Origin of the sequence: Parabacteroides sp. AF19-14 (assembly GCF_003635485.1) — a bacterium.
In the GTDB taxonomy this organism is placed as follows: domain Bacteria; phylum Bacteroidota; class Bacteroidia; order Bacteroidales; family Tannerellaceae; genus Parabacteroides; species Parabacteroides distasonis.
The window spans coordinates 76,434-93,848 of the sequence record NZ_QTMJ01000002.1; the positions used below are offsets into that span (position 1 = coordinate 76,434).

A 17,415-nucleotide genomic window follows, 5' to 3' on the forward strand; every position below is an offset into this window, starting at 1 on the left:
ATCTATTTCTCCTTATACCTTCTCAGCGATTCTCAACTTGGCGCTCCGGGAACGGGGATTCCGCTCCACCTCCTCGTCGGTCGGGACGATCACCTTATTATTGACCAAGCGGAAAGGCGATCGTACGTTCCCGAAGAAATCCTGCTCGCACTTCCCCTCGAAGTTTCCGGTCTTCAAAAAGTTCTTTACCAGACGATCTTCCAAGGAGTGATACGTGATAACCACCAAGCGTCCTCCCGGCCTCAACACCCGCAAGGTACTCCGCAGCATCTCTTTCAGCGCCCTCATCTCATCGTTCACCTCGATACGAAGCGCTTGAAAGACTTGCGCCAAGAATTTCTTCTCCTTGTCCTTTCCCGTAAACGGCTTGATCACCTCCAAGAAGTCCCCGATCGTCTCTATCTTCTTTGTCTCACGGGCTTTCACCAGCACAGAGGCTAATTTCCGTGACACCTTCAGCTCGCCATATAGATAAAACACATCGGCCAACGCCTCCGCCGTATAATTATTCACGATATCGGCGGCGGTCTGCCCCGCACGCGTATTCATCCGCATATCCAACGCCCCGTCGAAACGGAAAGAGAAACCGCGATCCTTATCGTCGAAATGATGGGAAGAGACACCTAAATCCGCCAACAGACCGTCTACCTCCCCGCTTTCTCCATAGTAACGCATAAAATTATACAAATAACGGAAATTACTGCGCACGAAAGTGAATCGTGGATCTGCCGGGATATTATGCTCCGCGTCCGCATCTTGGTCAAAGCCGTAAAGTTCGCCCTCGCTACCCAACCGTTTCAAGATCTCGCGGGAATGTCCTCCACCGCCAAACGTAACATCCACGTAAATCCCGTCGGGACGGATATCCAATCCCTCCAGACTTTCCCGCAGCATTACCGGTACATGATAGCAACTATCTTTTTCTTCCATTCGTCGTTCTTACGTTAAACTTCCTCTTAAAATCAAGCGCCGTACTCCTTTGATACGCACGCACATGCCTTATCGGTGGGTAAAAGTACACATTTCCAAAATTACCCGCCAACATTTATATAAGAAAAGTAGGAAAAAGTTATCAACAGGTCGTTAACCCTTCGTCTTTTCGTCCTTATCTCTTACGCTTTTCACCGGTATCCGTTAACCAATTCTTCCTTTCACCTTCATCTTCTAACGGCCGTTGGACGATCATGCAACAGTTGGTAGATGATCTTCTAACAGTTGGTGCATGATCGTCCAACAGCCGTTAGATAACCGATAGTCAAGCTCCCGGGGACTAACCTCCCTAATGGTAGCGGCTAAAAGATCAAGGGGAAAAGGCCAAGATAGCTGGCGAAAAAGCAAAAACTTCACTCAAACCTCTCTCGTTTTAATTATTAACTTTATCTTTGCCCCTTGACAAGCTTATATAGATGGCAAAACAAGGTGTGACAAAGATAGATATCAAGCAAGTATTGGCACAAAAGGCGCCCAAGGCGTCACGCAAGATCCCAGGGTTTATCGTGGACTACTTGATTCGCACGGTTCATCAAGAGGAACTGAATGATATATTAACCCGTTACCACGATAAGGAAGGGGTAGATTTCATGCGTGAGCTTATCGGCTATTTTGACCTTACCCTCGATCTGGTACATGCGGAAAACATCCCGACCGAAGGGCGCTATATCTTCGCCTCCAACCATCCGCTCGGAGGGTTGGACGGCATCTGTCTCTCCGCCGTTATCGGTTCCCGGTTCGAAGGCCGCATCAAGTATCCGGTCAATGATTTATTACTTTATCTCTCCAATCTAAAATCTATCTTTGTACCGATCAACAAACACGGCGCGCAAGGAAAGGACAACGCACGGATGCTGGAGGAGGCTTTTGCCTCGGACGACCAGATCATCACTTTCCCCGCCGGATTATGCTCTCGCAAGATTGGTGGCAAGATACAAGACTTGGAGTGGAAGAAATCGTTCATCCAGAAGGCGGTGCAATACAAACGGGATATCGTACCGGTCTATTTCGACGGAAAGAATTCCAATTTCTTCTACAACCTTGCCCGGATACGCAAGGCGTTGGGTATAAAGATGAATTATGAGATGATTTATTTACCGGACGAGATGTTCCGGAGCAAACATAAGACCTTCCGGATTTATTTCGGGAAGCCTATCCCTTGGCAGACATTCGACAATAGCAAGAAACCCGCCGAATGGGCTGAGTGGATAAAAAACAAGGTTTACAAACTCAAGGATTAACAGACGAAACATATGCAAGACATTATCAATCCCATAGACAGGGCACTACTGAAGGCTGAATTGACCAAAGAGAAGAGGTTGAGAAGTACCAATAAATCGAAGAATGAGATTTATATCGTCACGGCGCACGACTCACCCAATGTCATGCAAGAGATAGGGCGTCTGCGGGAGGTCGCTTTCCGTTATTACGGGGGTGGCACGGGATTCCCGGTGGATATCGATGAGTATGACACGATGGAAGACGCTTACCGCCAGCTGATTGTCTGGAGCCCGGAAGATGAGCAGATCTTGGGGGGATACCGTTTCCTTTGCGGTTCGGACGTTAAGTTCGACGAGAATGGTAAACCGATCTTGGCGACCTCGCACTTGTTTAATTTCTCAGAGAAATTTATCAAGGAGATCCTTCCTTATACGGTAGAGTTGGGACGCTCGTTCGTGGCTCTGGAGTATCAATCCACCCGTTCCGGGGCGAAAGGCTTATTCGTGTTGGATAACCTGTGGGATGGATTGGGGGCTTTATCCGTGGTTGATCCGAGCTTGAGGTATTATTTCGGGAAGGTGACTATGTACAATACGTACAACCAAGAGGCCCGTAATATGATCTTATACTTCCTCGGATTGCATTTCCCGGACGCAGACCAACTGATCACTCCGGTATATCCTTTGGAGACTAATATGGATGTAGAGAAGATGAGATCTCTTTTCCCTCACGATAATTTCAAGGATAACTACAAGGTACTGAACCAAGAGGTTCGTAAATTCGGCATCAACGTGCCTCCTTTGGTAAATGCTTACATGAGCTTGTCGCCTAAGATGCGTGTATTCGGCACAGCGATCAACCATGAGTTTGGAGAGGTGGAAGAAACGGGTATCCTAATCGCTATTAACGAGATATTAGAGGATAAGAAGAAACGGCATATTGAGACGTATCTGGAAGAGGAGTACAAGTCCGCCGAGTTGATACGAAAGAATTTCATCGGGGAATAAAGCCGTAGATATGGCTAGCGCGACAGCGTAACAAGATATAAAAAGGTTCAGCCTAACCGTTCGCCTCCAAGCGGATTAAAAACGGACAAAGGCTGAACCTCTTTTTATCTCAAATAAATCTTATAGCATAGTCCACCGGAGAAATACTTCATTCGCTGCAATTCGAATTGAAAATGTATATGATTGAATAGCAGGTAAGTGGCTCCCATAGCGAAGTCTTTCGAATCGTATTCGGCTATGACGTTCAAATGCGGGGCGAATGAAGGATTGTAGGTGATACCTCCCGCCACACCGTTCAAGGGATAATCCTCACGGCGGTTATACAGATAGGATAAATGAACGCCTAAGGTTTCCCTTCCCAGCTGAAAATGTTTGGTAGCGGCCAGATAATAACGGCAGAAATAGCCGTTTCCCGTAGCCGAAGCGAATTTATGCCCGGATGACGTAAAAGGATCCGAAGTCCCCAGCACGACAGCGGGGATGTATTTGCTTTCTTTCAACACACGTAAGCGGGCGGAGAAATAACGATCTTGGTTCGTGAATCCGGAATAGCCATGCTTATCCAATCCAAGGCTCTCGGCCGTAAACAGCGTACAAGTATACGCTACTTCCAGAAACGGGAAGATCGTCACGTTCAAATAATAATTCCACGTATTAAAATTAAACTTGGGAGGCGTAAGCTCTTGATGCAAGAAGTTTCCGCCAAGCATCACGGTCTTGTCCTTTTGCATATCGGCGGACGGGGCATGCAATAGCCCTGTCGTGCCATAAGATAATTGAGCCGGAAGTATCGTCCAGCAACTTAAGAATATGATCAATAAGAGTAATTTCTTCATTTTTCTTTGTTTACTTATAAACTTCCGGCTCAACATTATTTATAGGGAGGTCAGTCTTCTTGTTGATTATTTACCAAAAATACCGCCTCCGGCATTGTTTCCATTGCCATGGCCATGTCCGTGGCTTTGCTCATAAAGAGGAGCAGGATTAGCCTCTTTCACGCTCAACACCGTAACAGATACCGATTCCAAAGAACCACCTTTATTCAGATAGTAGACAACATATTCTTTAGCCGCATACTTAACAGTAATGTTTACACCCTTAAGAGTCATGCCTTCGTCGACCTTCACGTCATATGATTTTTTGAAAGAGATCAGACCACCATCAGCGTTGATTTTCTTGCCTAAGCAGTTCTTCAAATAATCCTTAGCCGCATTTCCATACGGAACTGAAAGGACAGCTTTATCCAAATCTTTATTATTTAAGAAAGTCGCATTATAAGTAAACTCTACCGAAACCATCTTGTTGTATTCTCCAAACTCCGATTTCTCGATAAAGAACGTACTATCAGAAGGAGCGGTTGTAGTCTTAACCGCCATCAATAAACCTGCGCTGAATTGAGAATAGTGAGCTACAGGGATATTCAATTGGCCATTCTTAAGCTCTACTTTAGCATCTTTATCAACTACCCAATTATCTCCATTCTTATACAGAAGGTTTAAAGGCATATCGGATACGTTCTTGAAGTCCGCAGGAGCGGAAGCTTTAATCACCATAGCCGGAATAATAACCGTACCGTCAGGCTTTCCTGTATAAATACGGGTAACAGCTGCGGCTGGAGAACCGCTTTCTGCTACTGTGCTAGCATCCGTTCCAGTCTCAATCTCTGCTGCTTTCCCACTATTAATCGTTAATTCCACCGTAGCATCACGTTTAATAGAGAAATCCTCCGTAGTGTTATTAGGAGTCACGATAACAACACCTGTATTAGAACCTTCGGTAGAGAATGAAATTTCATCAACCTCAGATTTGTCCTCTACTACAGATTCAATCTTGCCCAAACTTGCAGCGAATGTTTCAGGGTTGGCAACAGCCACAGTTGCGCCAGATTCATATTTATCCGCAACAGCCTCCGGTATCTTTACAGCAACCTCTACTGTCTTTCCTGTCTCATCTTTTACCTCGACCTTTTTCTCTTGATTAGCTTCAATCTTTTTCTCGACCTTACCTACTTGCTCAACGCCGATTTCCGGATTCACCTCTGTAATCGGTTTAGAAACCTCTCCGCCCTTAGTTACAGGATCGGGATCTGGGGTTGGGTCTGGGGTTGGAGTCGGATCTGGAGTCGGTGTAGCAGGTGTCAAATGGAAATCAGCGATCACATTCGCAGTCTCACCCGGTTTCAGCTCATCCAAAGTAAAGTTGTAAGAATATGCGGCATATCCCTCTGCGACAACACGAATTGTAAATCTCATTTGAGCCGTAACAGCATCTTGAGGAATTACAAAACGATAATGAGAGCCTGTCACGGTCTGAGTCTCAAACCCAGAACGGTAAATCATCTTTGTTAAAGCGCCCGACAAAGTAATTGTCGCATTAACAGCTTTACCATTCACATCCTTAACATCACCTTCCACAATATAAGAAGGACCTGTCGGAGTAGGCGTAGAAGCCTTCAATACCAAATTAGCCGGATACTTCACGTCAAATGTATCACCGTCACCCTCAGCCTTCTCTTGGTCCTCAACCGGAGAAACAACAACTTTAGCGACTGTCTTCTCATAACCGGAAGCCGTAGCGGTAATATCATACGTACCCGTTGCCACGTCAGACAACTCAAAGCTAGCCTTGTTCTCCTTAGCGATTTCCTTGTCACCTAATTTAACGAGCACTGAAAGATCGGAAGCGGTAATATCTTTTCCAGCCTCGTCTTTCACGCTAACGGTCAAGAAATACTTCGCCTTCTTGTATTCCGGCGTAGGCTCGGGAGTTGTTCCCTTTTCCATCACGGCATTCTGGATATTCTCACCCAAGCCGGATTCTACCTTCTTAACGGTTATATCATAGCTTCTCTCGATATAACCTTCTTTAGAGAAAGTCACCTTATAGGCTCCGGCAGCATTCTTTCCCAAGTCGAAAGTATACTGTCCGTCAGCAGCAGTCTTAGCGGACATTGATTTAGCTCCAGATAATGCGACATTCACATCCGCCATAGCAGCACCGTCCACGTCTGTCACTTTACCACTGATCGCATAAGTAGCCTCATTGCCCGGAGTAGGCCCAGGCACATCCCCATCGTCATCCTTACAGCCAGCGAAACCAATCATGGCTGTTGTCAAAAACAAGACCAATAAGGTCTGTAACTTTGTAATTGTTCTCATAATAAAACTATTTAAAAATTGAGTAATTCCGACTTTATAAAGTACGGGTTGAATTGATTTTGCTTCATCATGTTATCTTCCGGCAACGCATAATAGTTCTTATAGTAATACCGTTCGTTTCCGGCATTATAAGACATACCCCAATTGTCGGAAGTTGTCACCCTTGCATATTTACGTTTGTATTTATAGGGAGGAAGAGCCACTTGGAAGCGAAAACCTCCATTCTTCAAAGCACCTTGCGCCTTCATCGCATAGAAACCAATCGAGCAATATCGGAAATGACGAATCAAGTCGATTCGTCCTCCAACCTCATGCAATAAATATTGTTCCGCCTTCAACGATATCTGCGTATTGTATTTTGGCCAGTAGAAACTCCCCCCCAACGACCAAGTGATTCGTTGATGCTTACCATAATGAAATTCGAACCCATTCCAATACCCCGTCCCGGTACAACCAATCCGCCCTTCCGCAGAAAAACGTTCATCCTTGAAATAATGTACCGCCTTCAAATCTATACCATAGCGATCCGAATCAAACAACCCTACGCTTACTCTCGCAAACGTACGCATCGGTAAGCGGAATGATTGAGAAAGAGCGATTGTTCCCGGGTGAATCTTATCCATCCGCTTTCCATATCCATCATTATATATAGGAAACACCATCTGCGCCGTCAGCTTCATCCCATTCCAGAAAGAGACCTCGATCGCAGGCGAGAGGTTGAATAATACTTGGTATATTTGCGTGATAATGAGGTTCTTCAGATACAACTCCGGATAAACCACCACGTCTACTTTAAATAAGGAGCTATTCATACGGTACTCTTTTTTCACCTTATCCCAGCTATCGCCCAGATCGTAAGTAGCATCCCAGGCGGAACGGGCCGCATAGGAGCCGGGAGCCGCCTTCAAGCTGTCCGGATTTGCCGTATAGATCAATGAGATCTGCGGTATATTATTATCCAATACGACGATACGGCAGGATTTGCCCTTCTCCGGCAAGCCTGTTTTCTGGATGCGGTCTATGGCATGGGCCAGTCCCACACCCTGCAAACGCCAAGGGGTATTCTCCAAGACATACACTCTCTCCTTCTCGTCTTCCGACCAGACAACATTCTCAAAACCCATATCGACCAGCATATTCGCGGTGATATCCGCATATACCTTATTATATTGGGCCTTTGTAAACATAGGCAATAGTAGCAAAAAGAATAAAAGGCATTCCTTACGGAGTAAAATGGCTCGTATAGAAGACTTTCTATTCATATCTCTAGAGTTTGATTCCAAGTTATCATTGGTTTACTGTTTTTCTTATTCTTACCCTTCCACATAAAAAACGACTAGTGAAAACGATCGTTTAGATCTTGCATTTTTTTAGAAAGCAAAAAGATGATGCTCTTTTGTCATATTCGTGACACTTTGATTAATCTATCCTGTTGAGAAGAAGATATATAGCAGGACAAAATTTAATCGGAAAAGGTTGCCAGTCTCGGAGAAATGCCTACCTTTGCAAACGACTAATTGAAACGATCGTTTTTTACAGTCGTTTTCAATCTAAATATTTTTATTGTTATCATAGATACTTCTCATAATAGCCTGCGCCAAAATCAACAAATGACACTTTATATTTAGAGAACGACCTCATTATTTTAAGATGTACATAACCCCGCATCCAAAGTCAGCTAGCTTCGTTGGCAAAGTAAGTTAACTTACTCGGGCATTTAAGTTAGCTTACTTTGCCATTTAAGTTAACTTACTTTTTGGCCCTTCTATACAGTCCAAAAAGAATACGGAAATTTGCTATTCTCGGAAAGCATTCTTATCTTAGCAAATTATAGCAGATTATAGCAAAGAGAGAGTTTCATGTTAGCAGCCATTCATATACAGTTAATCGTTGGTACGATATTTATCATATTGTATAGCGTCACTATATTAGGACTGGTATTAGTTATCATTACAGAGAATAGGAATCCGTTAAAGACAATTCCTTGGGTAATCGTCTTATTATTAGCACCCGGTATCGGACTGCTTTTCTATTTCTTCTTTGGACAAGATAACCGGAAACAACGGATCATATCGAGGCGTACCTATAAACGCATCATGAAAAGGCCGCAAGAGGGTAAATTACCTCAAGACGCCTGCGTAGTTCCGGACCCCTATAAACCTTTATCGACCTTGTTGACTAACACCAACCAATCCTCCCTCCTATACGGAACACAAATCACGATTTATACGAATGGTACCGATAAGTTCAAAGACTTGCTGGAAGAGATCCAGAAAGCGACCCACCATATCCATATACAATATTATATATTCTGTGATGACGAGATAGGAAAACAGGTGCAACAACTCCTTATCAAGAAAGTAAAAGAAGGTGTGAAGGTACGTGTACTTTATGATGATGTGGGTTGCTGGAATGTAAAAGACGGCTTCTTTAAGGAAATGAAGGAAGCGGGTATCGAGGTATATGCGTTCTTGAGGGTAGCGTTCCCCGTTTTCACCAGTAAGGTGAATTACCGGAACCACCGCAAGATTATCGTGATAGACGGTAAAGTCGGGTTTATGGGAGGCATGAATATAGCCGACCGATACGATAAGGGAACCTCTTGGGGCACATGGAGGGATACGCATTTCAAATTTGTAGGGAAAGGAGTGCACGGGCTTCAATCCGTATTCCTCATCGATTGGTACGTGGTTAGTAAAAAACTCTTGAACGATCGGATTTACTATCCGGCCGCCCAAATCTATAGCGATAATATTATGCAAATCGCCACTAGCGGTCCGGTAGGTCAATGGAGAACTTTGTTGCAAGCGACCATTTTCATGATCGCCAACGCCAAGAAGTATATCTTTATACAAACCCCTTATTTCCTGCCTACCGAAGGATTGAACCAAGCGTTGCAAACCGCCGCCTTAGGGGGAGTGGATGTTCGTTTGATGCTGCCTAAGCGTTCCGATACACGCTCAGCGAATATGGCCAGTCATTCCTTTATCGACGAGATGGTAAAGGCCGGCGTAAAAGTATACCTCTACAAACCGGGCTTCTTGCATTCCAAGCTAGTCGTGTCCGACGACGCATTGACAAGCATCGGGTCCGCCAATATGGACTTCCGTAGCTTTGAGCATAACTTCGAGATTAACGCTTTCGTATATCAAAAGGAATTCGCCCTGCAAATGAAACGGATCTTTACACACGACATGCATCACTGTGAGCGCTTGATCCCTTCCCGCTGGTTAAAGCGCCCCCTCAAGCAACGCATGGCGGAATCATTTATGCGTCTGTTTTCTCCCCTTCTTTAAGGAAGATGCTAAAGTTCACGGAGCCATACACCCGGTGCTGATAAAAATAAGGCAAAGATGAGAAGTCATTGGTCTTAGGATGTTCCATGATGAATATCCCTCCATCCCTTAGTAAATCACGCTCGAAAACCAAGGCGGGTATTTCCGGCAACTCCGGCAAGGCATACGGGGGATCGGCAAAGATGAAATCGAAACTTTGCTTAGGGGCTGAATTCAAATAACGGAAAACATCCCCACGAATCAGAGCCAATGCATCCGTCTTCAGCTCTTTCGCTACCTTGGCTATAAAAGAGGCATGAGCGTTATTTTTCTCTATGGCGGTTACATTCCGGCATCCTCGTGAGATCAACTCAAAAGAGATACTTCCGGTTCCGGCAAAAAGATCCAACGCATCCATGCCTTCCAGATCCACCAAATTATTTACTACGTTAAAAATATTCTCTTTCGCAAAATCCGTCGTAGGACGTGCGCTAAACGAAGAGGGCACGTCAAAACGCCGACGACCGTATATACCGCTTATTATTCGCATATTAATAAAGATATTAAATCCATAGGGGCTTTCGTTACATCCGTTCCCAACAAATAGGCTTCCGAAGGGATCTCCACCGGCTTAACATGGCGTAAATAGGCTCGCAATCGCTCCAGAACCCGCATTCGCGAGGAAGATTCCCCCGCTAAAAGCAACTGGTCCTTTTCTTGGTTCAATCCCGCCTGTTTCCATACATATAATATATAGTATACTATATCGTCCGATTGGTCGATCGGGTAAGAGTTCACAAATAAGAGTTTCCCTTGAGCATAGCAGGCCACATCCATCCGCTTTCGTTCTATCACGACATACATTTGCCGGGGTAAGCTAGCACTACTTTCTTTTGTCCATAGCGTTAGCGGAGAAGTCATGTAGTGGGAGAAAAAAGGATGCAAAAGAGAACGGGAGCAAAATTCGTAAACCTCCTCGTCTACACCAAACACCAACTTAGCCTGTTGTTCCTTTAAAGTATCGGTTAAGCAATGCAATTCCAGTGTAGAAAAGCTGAAATCCAATAAACGCCCTTCCTTACCGTCCCCCCAATAATTATCAGGGACCAAGCTATATTCCGGAGATACACAGATCACGTTAATCCGTTTATAAGTCCACGTAAGAAACTCATGAGCGAAGAAAAACTCCTTAAGGGAAGAAATGAAAGAGACCGCCCGATCGAATTCCGTTTCCCGATAAAAGAAACTTCCTCCAGCCGAGGGATCATACCCGGAAAAAGAAAGTCCACCCGACCGAAGCCGGATGGACACTATATACTTTTCCGAATTATCAGTAGTTAACGTATCAGGAATGCTGATAGTCATATGAGCCGCTGATTATTCCCAGTTACCTGCGTTGTTATTAATTTCTTCCAAAGAACCTACGCGCAATCCCGGGAACTTACCTTGTTTCTCTGCCTTGTCGATCAAGTTATAAGTCAACTGAGCATCCATGTCACGCAAATATTCTTTGTAAGGAACCTCACAAGCGAATACTTTGATCTCATAACCCGAACCAGATTTCAACGTAGCCGTATCCATCTTGAAAATAATCTTTTCACCCGGAACGGCCGGAACATAACGCATAGCCGCTACATCATAGTTCTTACCCAGCAAAGTATCTTTCGCCAATACCCACATGGTATCACGTCTGATTAAACCTTTCTTAACAGCCTCTGCTTCTGTCATACCTTTCTCCAACTGCTCATCCGTCAATACACCTTCCTTGATCAAGAACGGCAACTTATCCGTATTCAAGAATTTCTCCAAATCGTCGAAACTTCCGGCATGAGTCTTATACATGTTCTTGTATTCGATCTGAGCCTTACGGATTTCAATCAAACGGGCGATGATCGCATTGTCACGAATAGTCTTCTGATCATCATACTCAATCGGACCAGTGACGCTCTTGTAGCACATGTAAACTAGCAGTACAACTGCGGCAGCTAATAAAATCTTTAATGTAACTTTCATGGTTTGTATTGTTTTTTGAATTTATTTCGTTCGGCAAATTTAAAAAAGAATATTTAATACACTACCTTTATCGCGAAAATTATTGCGATCAAAATGATAAATAGTTACATAAGCCAGCAAATCGAACGAAATTTCCCCTATAAACCGACGGATGATCAGTTTTTAGCGCTTCATACGCTTACCGAATTTCTCTTGTCAGAGGAACCGGACAGCCTTCTACTGATGAAAGGCTACGCAGGAACCGGAAAAACCTCTCTGGTCGGGGCTTTGGTGAAAACGCTTAACGAACTAAAGCAAAAAACGTTTTTGTTGGCTCCAACCGGACGAGCAGCCAAAGTTTTCTCGGGCTACGCTGGCCAAAAAGCGTATACAATTCATAAAAAAATATATCGTCAACGGGCGTTTTCCAATGAGCCGACGGGCTTCATGCCGGCAGATAATTTACATAAAGATACACTTTTTATCGTCGACGAGGCTTCTATGATCGCCAACGAGGGATTGGATTCATTTGTTTTTGGTTCCGGACGCCTGTTGGACGATTTAATCCAGTATGTCTATTCCGGGGAAAACTGCCGTCTTATCCTAATGGGAGATGTCGCACAGCTTCCTCCGGTAATGCAAACGGAGAGTCCCGCCTTGAATCCTGAGATATTACGGGGTTACAACCTACAGGTTTGGGAGATAGCGTTAACTCAAGTCGTACGCCAAAGCGAGGACTCGGGAATCCTGTTCAACGCGACCCGGCTACGAGACGCACTACGAAACCACACGGTCGAGATCTTTCCGAAATTACAATTAAAAGGCTTCTCCGATTTCACGAAAGTCAATGGAGATGAGCTAATTGAGGAAATATCTTCCGCCTATAGCCGCGACGGTATGGAAGAGACAATGATTATCTCCCGCTCGAATAAACGAGCAACGATTTATAATAACGGCATACGTAACCGTATCCTATACAGGGAAGAAGAGCTATCGTCCGGCGATCGTTTAATGGTAGCGAAGAACAATTATTATTGGACAGCGAATTGTAAGGAGATGGACTTTATAGCGAACGGAGAGATCATTCAAGTCATGCGGGTACGCCGTGTCACGGAGATGTATGGCTTCCGCTTTGCCGACATCACGGCTCGTTTTCAAGATTATGATCTGGAAATCGATTTGAAAATCCTATTGGATACTTTACAGACCGACTCCCCCGCCCTCCCTAAGGAGCTAAACGACAAGCTCTTTTACACCATATTGGAAGATTACGAGGACATTCCTACCAAGGCGGGAAAAATGAAAAAGATGAAGGTAGATCCTCATTACAACGTCGTCCAAGTAAAATACGCTTATGCGGTAACCTGCCATAAAGCCCAAGGCGGCCAATGGATGAACGTCTTTCTCGATATCGGTTACATCACGGAGGAAATGCTTGGTGAGGATTTCTATAGGTGGCTCTACACGGCTTTTACCCGGGCGACCCATCACCTATATCTGGTGAATTTACCGGACGAGTTCGTCGAATGATTTACAATATTTTAAGATCGAAACTGGCAACATTGACAAGAAATACTTATTTTTGTTGCAAAACATACGTATGTCCGGATGATTTATAGCATCTGAAAAACATATAGAAATGGCAAACAAGGAAAAAATAGATTATCTATTGATCGATATCAGGGAGCTGGAGAAGTTGGTAGCCGGAATGAGGGACGCGGAAATTTATCCCGCCTCTTTCTTCAACCAGACCTTCCAGTTGACCCACAAGGTATTGAAGGAGCTTCATACGCTGGAGGAGTTTCAGTTAGAGGCTTTGCGTAAACAAATGGAAGAACATCAACGACTTATCGATTCTATTCCCGTAAGTAAACCTTTACAGATGCCGGAGGTGCAACCGGCTCCGGAAGTATCCCCTACGATCGAGGTCGTACAGGTACAAGAACCGGTCGTTGAGGAACCTATCGTAGTAGAACCAATTGTCGAAAAAGTGATCCCAGAAGAAAAGATCGTACAAGAGACAATCCCCTTGAAAGAGATAGAGATTCCACATAAAACTATATTAGCGGATAAATCCAGTATTTCACTGAATGATATATTGGAGAAAAAGAATCTTTCTGATTTCCGTAAGGCATTCAGTTTAAATGATCGTTTCCGCTTCAGAAGGGAATTATTCGGAGGAAATGAGGAGAAAATGAATAAGGCGATCGCAGACCTGAACGATCTTAGCTCGTACGAGGAATCGGTCACTTATCTGAACAAGGTGTTGAACTGGAATATAGAAGACGCTTCCGTAGCCGATTTCATCAAGCTATTGGAAAAACGCTTCTCATAAATATATGATATGGCAAAATTGACTGTAGTCCCAACCCCTGTTGGTAACTTGGAAGATATGACATTCCGGGCGATCCGTGTGCTAAAAGAAGCTGATCTTATTTTAGCGGAGGATACCCGTACGACCGGCATCTTGCTGAAACATTTCGAGATACAGAACAAGATGCAGTCCCACCACAAGTTCAATGAACATAAGACGGTGGAGCAAATCGCGGCCCGCATCAAGGGAGGCGAAAATATCGCCCTTGTTTCCGATGCTGGTACGCCAGCCATCTCCGATCCGGGATTCATGTTGGTGAGGGAATGTGTTCGCCAAGGGGTAGACGTAGAGTGCCTGCCCGGAGCTACGGCTTTCGTGCCCGCCTTGGTAGCATCCGGATTACCCAATGAGAAGTTCTGTTTCGAGGGGTTTCTCCCTCAAAAGAAAGGAAGGCAAACCCGGCTAAAAGAATTGGCTTTGGAATACCGGACTATTATTTTTTATGAATCACCTTTCCGTCTGCTCAAGACCTTGACGCAATTCGCCGAGTTTTTCGGTACGGACCGCCAAGTATCAGTATCCCGGGAAATCTCCAAATTACACGAGGAAACCGTACGAGGCTCCTTAGAAGAAGTAATTCAGCATTTTACCGTGAACGAACCAAGGGGTGAGATTGTTATTGTATTAGCAGGCTTAAAAGATAAAAAGGACAAAGAGACAGAAAAAGATGTTTAACTTAACAAGCAAAAAGAACATGAAGAAAGTATTATTAGTATGTGTCTGCACAGCCATGCTGGCCTCTTGTGGCCAAAATTCAGCGGATTACAAGAAACTAAAGGCTGAGAACGATTCTCTACGTATCGAGAATACGAAGAACACGGATGAGCTTAATGATATGCTCTCCACCCTAAATGATATTGAATCTGATTTTCAATCTATACGTGATGCCGAGAATTATTTGACAATCCAACAACAAACCGGCGGTGAGCTAAATCAGTCACGCAGAGATCAAATCAAGCAGAACATGCAATTGATCAGCGAGACCTTGAAGAAGAACAAGGAGCAAATCAGCCAGTTGGAGGAGAAATTGAAGAAAAGCGGTATTCAATCTTCCGCATTACGAAAGACGATCGATCGTCTTTCCTCCGAGCTGGATCAAAAGGCAACGATGATTGTCGCTTTGCAAGAGGATTTGGCAAAGAAGAACGTACGTATCCAAGAATTGGACGAGATGGTAAGTTCCTTGAATGAGGATGTGGAAAGTCTGGCTACTACCGCAGCCGCTCAATCCGAGAAATTGAACGCTCAAGATAAAGCCCTTCACACGGCTTACTACTGTTTCGGTACTTCCAAGGAATTGAAGGAACAGAAGATCTTATCCGGTGGTGGCCTGTTCTCTAAATCTAAAGTATTGCAGAGTGGTTTCAACAAGGATTATTTCATCTCTATCGATATCCGTGAGGTAAAAGAAATTCCTTTGTTCGCAAGCAAGGCTAAACTAAAATCCAATCATCCGGAAGGATCTTATGAGTTCGTAGAGGATGAAGACGGAAACTTGACCTTGAAAATAAATGACGAGAAGGCTTTCTGGAGCCTAGGCAAGTATTTAGTGATCGAAGTTGGATAATGATTTATAAAAGTATATTTATCGATTTGGACGATACCCTTTGGGATACGTACCATAACAATAAAGAATGCCTTGAAGAGCTATATACCGATTACCACTTTAATCGGTATTATGCCTCCTTCGAGGCTTTCTTTGATATTTATATGCCTCATAATCTAGACTTATGGGCCAAATACCGTTCGGGGGAAATAGACCGGCAAACCTTAATCTTGGATCGATTTCTCTACGTACTTCGTCCGTTAGGAATAGAGGATAAGAAAACCGTCTTATCGGTAAATAATGATTTCTTGCAACGCACGACCACCAAAACCCGATTAGTGCCCGGAGCCATTGAATTACTGGAATATCTCCGCCCTTCCTATCGGTTATTTATTTTATCCAATGGATTCCGTGAGGTACAATTCAAGAAACTTAGCAACGCAGGCTTGGCCCCTTATTTCGAACGGATGATCCTGTCCGAGGACGCTAATATACAAAAACCCCATAAAGGTATTTTCGACTTCGCCTTAAAGAACACGAACTCACGCCGGTCCGAGAGCTTAATGATCGGGGATAGCTGGGAAGCTGATATCATTGGGGCTTACCAATCCAAGATCGACCAGATATGGTTGAATCCGGAAGGATTACCTGCCGATGGATTCACCCCGACCCATACAGTCCGCTCTCTGGAAGAGATCAAATCCATCCTATAAACAGACCTTTCTTACAATGCCCATTATAGCATGCTTACGATGGGCATTATAAGCTCCTTAGAATGGGCATCATAAAGATCTTACAATGCCTATTCTAAGAACAACATCTTAACAGCTTATAAATAAATCGATTATTTATCGGCAGTCACCAGATATCGGCGAAAGCCCTCAGAGTATTCCGGATGATACCCGTCTCCTATCGAATCGGAACAAATAATAAAATATTCAAGACCCGGCACTTTAGCGCATAAGGACTTAGCCTCCTCCGAGCCTAAGACCATAAACGCGGTAGCATACGCATCAGCGGTCATGGCATCCGGAGCGACGATCGTAGCGCTAAGGATATCCCGCTGTACAGGGCAACCTTCACGAGGGTCGATCGTATGGGCGTATTTACGTCCATCCTTTATATAAAAATTACGGTAATTACCTGATGTAGCCATTCCTAACGGTTTAGGGAAGCTAACGATCTGCTCGAGTTCTTGATTCATGCCGGCAGCGTCATCCGTAGGCTTCGTGATCCCTAAGCGCCAATCCATGCCCGAGGGATTCACGCCTTTCACACGCATCTCGCCACCAAACTCCACCAAATAATTACGGACCCCTTTCTTCTCCAGCATTTGGGCTATCATATCGCAAACCGTTCCATCCGCCAAAGAAGAAAAGTTCATCATCAAGCGAGGATCGTCCTTCACGATGCGATCCCCTTCTAAACGAACTTTCTGAAAACCGATAAACTGACGGACACTGTCGATATGGGCAGGCGTTACGCTATCCTTCCGACTGAAGCCAAACCCCCAAAGGTTGATCAACGGGGCGCAAGTCACATCGTAGGCCCCATTTGTCTCAGTAGACACTTCAAGCGCCTTCTTAAAGACTTTTTGGAAGAGCGTATCTACCCGTATGTCACGGTTCTGGTTTACCTGACTGATTACCGAAGTAGAATCAAAAGCATTAAACAGGTGGTAGAAATATTTCAACTGCTCGTCAATCTCCTTATCCAATGGTTTAGTATGCTCAAACTTAATATGATAAGGTGTATGAAGCCTTCCGGATACCTCATAGTATTGGGGAGCCTGTTCACAACTTATCAACAAGATATTAACAAGTAAACAAAGAATGGAGAATTGACTTTTCAT

Annotated in this window: 16 protein-coding genes; 8 read left to right on the forward strand and 8 right to left on the reverse strand. The window is 44.3% G+C overall.

Annotated features, from left to right (window positions below; genetic code table 11):
* Positions 1 to 12: 12 nt before the first annotated feature.
* A complete protein-coding gene (gene rsmH / locus DWX33_RS02165) occupies positions 13 to 930 on the reverse strand; it encodes a 16S rRNA (cytosine(1402)-N(4))-methyltransferase RsmH (RefSeq protein ID WP_009276481.1) in 918 nt (305 codons plus the stop codon).
* 476 nt (positions 931 to 1,406) lie between these two features.
* Between rsmH and DWX33_RS02170 the strand changes: the two genes are divergently transcribed.
* Together DWX33_RS02170 and DWX33_RS02175 are read left to right on the forward strand one after the other, a co-directional pair.
* Positions 1,407 to 2,231 carry a 1-acyl-sn-glycerol-3-phosphate acyltransferase gene (locus DWX33_RS02170; RefSeq protein ID WP_122378443.1) on the forward strand — a complete coding sequence of 275 codons (825 nt, stop codon included), beginning with the start codon at positions 1,407 to 1,409 and terminating at the stop codon, positions 2,229 to 2,231.
* A gap of 12 nt (positions 2,232 to 2,243) precedes the next feature.
* Positions 2,244 to 3,218 (forward strand): GNAT family N-acetyltransferase, encoded by a 975-nt coding sequence (locus tag DWX33_RS02175; protein ID WP_005866962.1) that lies wholly within the window; start codon positions 2,244 to 2,246, stop codon positions 3,216 to 3,218.
* A 104-nt stretch (positions 3,219 to 3,322) separates the two neighbouring features.
* On the opposite strand, the gene DWX33_RS02180 is transcribed toward DWX33_RS02175, so the two are convergent.
* From DWX33_RS02180 to DWX33_RS02190, 3 genes are all read right to left on the reverse strand, one after another.
* Positions 3,323 to 4,054, reverse strand: coding sequence for a YjbH domain-containing protein (locus DWX33_RS02180; RefSeq protein WP_121773466.1), 732 nt, complete (start codon positions 4,052 to 4,054; stop codon positions 3,323 to 3,325).
* 66 nt (positions 4,055 to 4,120) lie between these two features.
* Positions 4,121 to 6,376 (reverse strand): carboxypeptidase-like regulatory domain-containing protein, encoded by a 2,256-nt coding sequence (locus DWX33_RS02185; RefSeq protein ID WP_122379757.1) that lies wholly within the window; start codon positions 6,374 to 6,376, stop codon positions 4,121 to 4,123.
* Positions 6,377 to 6,387: 11 nt separating this feature from the next.
* Entirely contained in the window at positions 6,388 to 7,638 is a 1,251-nt protein-coding gene (locus tag DWX33_RS02190; protein ID WP_036613552.1) for a hypothetical protein, read from the reverse strand.
* A 597-nt stretch (positions 7,639 to 8,235) separates the two neighbouring features.
* On the opposite strand from DWX33_RS02190, the gene cls reads away from it, so the two are divergent.
* Positions 8,236 to 9,672 carry a cardiolipin synthase gene (cls, locus tag DWX33_RS02195; protein WP_005866953.1) on the forward strand — a complete coding sequence of 479 codons (1,437 nt, stop codon included), beginning with the start codon at positions 8,236 to 8,238 and terminating at the stop codon, positions 9,670 to 9,672.
* Here the strand turns inward: cls and DWX33_RS02200 are convergent.
* From DWX33_RS02200 to DWX33_RS02210, 3 genes are read right to left on the reverse strand one after another with little or no spacing between them, the layout of a single operon-like run.
* The gene (locus DWX33_RS02200; RefSeq protein WP_005861342.1) at positions 9,644 to 10,201 is read right to left on the reverse strand and encodes an RsmD family RNA methyltransferase; all 558 of its coding nucleotides are present in this window, start codon (positions 10,199 to 10,201) and stop codon (positions 9,644 to 9,646) included. The two genes, cls and DWX33_RS02200, sit on opposite strands and share 29 nt — an antisense overlap.
* A complete protein-coding gene (locus DWX33_RS02205) occupies positions 10,192 to 11,016 on the reverse strand; it encodes a DUF3822 family protein (RefSeq protein WP_009018318.1) in 825 nt (274 codons plus the stop codon). Before DWX33_RS02205 ends, DWX33_RS02200 begins: the two co-directional genes overlap by 10 nt.
* A gap of 12 nt (positions 11,017 to 11,028) precedes the next feature.
* Positions 11,029 to 11,664: a hypothetical protein gene (locus tag DWX33_RS02210; protein ID WP_057325992.1), complete on the reverse strand. Its 636-nt coding sequence runs from the start codon at positions 11,662 to 11,664 to the stop codon at positions 11,029 to 11,031.
* Between the two features lie 93 nt (positions 11,665 to 11,757).
* On the opposite strand from DWX33_RS02210, the gene DWX33_RS02215 reads away from it, so the two are divergent.
* From DWX33_RS02215 to DWX33_RS02235, 5 genes are all read left to right on the forward strand, one after another.
* A complete protein-coding gene (locus DWX33_RS02215) occupies positions 11,758 to 13,173 on the forward strand; it encodes an ATP-dependent RecD-like DNA helicase (protein ID WP_005861336.1) in 1,416 nt (471 codons plus the stop codon).
* 109 nt (positions 13,174 to 13,282) lie between these two features.
* Positions 13,283 to 13,978 (forward strand): hypothetical protein, encoded by a 696-nt coding sequence (locus DWX33_RS02220; protein ID WP_057325993.1) that lies wholly within the window; start codon positions 13,283 to 13,285, stop codon positions 13,976 to 13,978.
* Positions 13,979 to 13,987: 9 nt separating this feature from the next.
* Positions 13,988 to 14,692, forward strand: coding sequence for a 16S rRNA (cytidine(1402)-2'-O)-methyltransferase (gene rsmI / locus DWX33_RS02225; RefSeq protein ID WP_005861332.1), 705 nt, complete (start codon positions 13,988 to 13,990; stop codon positions 14,690 to 14,692).
* Between the two features lie 19 nt (positions 14,693 to 14,711).
* Entirely contained in the window at positions 14,712 to 15,584 is an 873-nt protein-coding gene (locus DWX33_RS02230) for a hypothetical protein (RefSeq protein ID WP_005861330.1), read from the forward strand.
* Positions 15,584 to 16,276, forward strand: a complete 693-nt coding sequence (locus DWX33_RS02235; protein ID WP_005866942.1) for a YjjG family noncanonical pyrimidine nucleotidase — start codon at positions 15,584 to 15,586, stop codon at positions 16,274 to 16,276. Before DWX33_RS02230 ends, DWX33_RS02235 begins: the two co-directional genes overlap by 1 nt.
* Before the next feature lie 131 nt (positions 16,277 to 16,407).
* Here the strand turns inward: DWX33_RS02235 and DWX33_RS02240 are convergent, their stop codons facing one another.
* Positions 16,408 to 17,415 carry an FAD:protein FMN transferase gene (locus DWX33_RS02240; protein WP_057325994.1) on the reverse strand — a complete coding sequence of 336 codons (1,008 nt, stop codon included), beginning with the start codon at positions 17,413 to 17,415 and terminating at the stop codon, positions 16,408 to 16,410.

What these genes read in the sequence shown, in the direction of transcription:
- rsmH (WP_009276481.1), bottom strand. Translation starts at nt 930, where the DNA reads ATGGAAGAAAAAGATAGTTGCTATCATGTACCGGTAATGCTGCGGGAA.
- DWX33_RS02170 (WP_122378443.1), top strand. Translation starts at nt 1,407, where the DNA reads ATGGCAAAACAAGGTGTGACAAAGATAGATATCAAGCAAGTATTGGCA.
- DWX33_RS02175 (WP_005866962.1), top strand. Translation starts at nt 2,244, where the DNA reads ATGCAAGACATTATCAATCCCATAGACAGGGCACTACTGAAGGCTGAA.
- DWX33_RS02180 (WP_121773466.1), bottom strand. Translation starts at nt 4,054, where the DNA reads ATGAAGAAATTACTCTTATTGATCATATTCTTAAGTTGCTGGACGATA.
- DWX33_RS02185 (WP_122379757.1), bottom strand. Translation starts at nt 6,376, where the DNA reads ATGAGAACAATTACAAAGTTACAGACCTTATTGGTCTTGTTTTTGACA.
- DWX33_RS02190 (WP_036613552.1), bottom strand. Translation starts at nt 7,638, where the DNA reads ATGAATAGAAAGTCTTCTATACGAGCCATTTTACTCCGTAAGGAATGC.
- cls (WP_005866953.1), top strand. Translation starts at nt 8,236, where the DNA reads ATGTTAGCAGCCATTCATATACAGTTAATCGTTGGTACGATATTTATC.
- DWX33_RS02200 (WP_005861342.1), bottom strand. Translation starts at nt 10,201, where the DNA reads ATGCGAATAATAAGCGGTATATACGGTCGTCGGCGTTTTGACGTGCCC.
- DWX33_RS02205 (WP_009018318.1), bottom strand. Translation starts at nt 11,016, where the DNA reads ATGACTATCAGCATTCCTGATACGTTAACTACTGATAATTCGGAAAAG.
- DWX33_RS02210 (WP_057325992.1), bottom strand. Translation starts at nt 11,664, where the DNA reads ATGAAAGTTACATTAAAGATTTTATTAGCTGCCGCAGTTGTACTGCTA.
- DWX33_RS02215 (WP_005861336.1), top strand. Translation starts at nt 11,758, where the DNA reads ATGATAAATAGTTACATAAGCCAGCAAATCGAACGAAATTTCCCCTAT.
- DWX33_RS02220 (WP_057325993.1), top strand. Translation starts at nt 13,283, where the DNA reads ATGGCAAACAAGGAAAAAATAGATTATCTATTGATCGATATCAGGGAG.
- rsmI (WP_005861332.1), top strand. Translation starts at nt 13,988, where the DNA reads ATGGCAAAATTGACTGTAGTCCCAACCCCTGTTGGTAACTTGGAAGAT.
- DWX33_RS02230 (WP_005861330.1), top strand. Translation starts at nt 14,712, where the DNA reads ATGAAGAAAGTATTATTAGTATGTGTCTGCACAGCCATGCTGGCCTCT.
- DWX33_RS02235 (WP_005866942.1), top strand. Translation starts at nt 15,584, where the DNA reads ATGATTTATAAAAGTATATTTATCGATTTGGACGATACCCTTTGGGAT.
- DWX33_RS02240 (WP_057325994.1), bottom strand. Translation starts at nt 17,415, where the DNA reads ATGAAAAGTCAATTCTCCATTCTTTGTTTACTTGTTAATATCTTGTTG.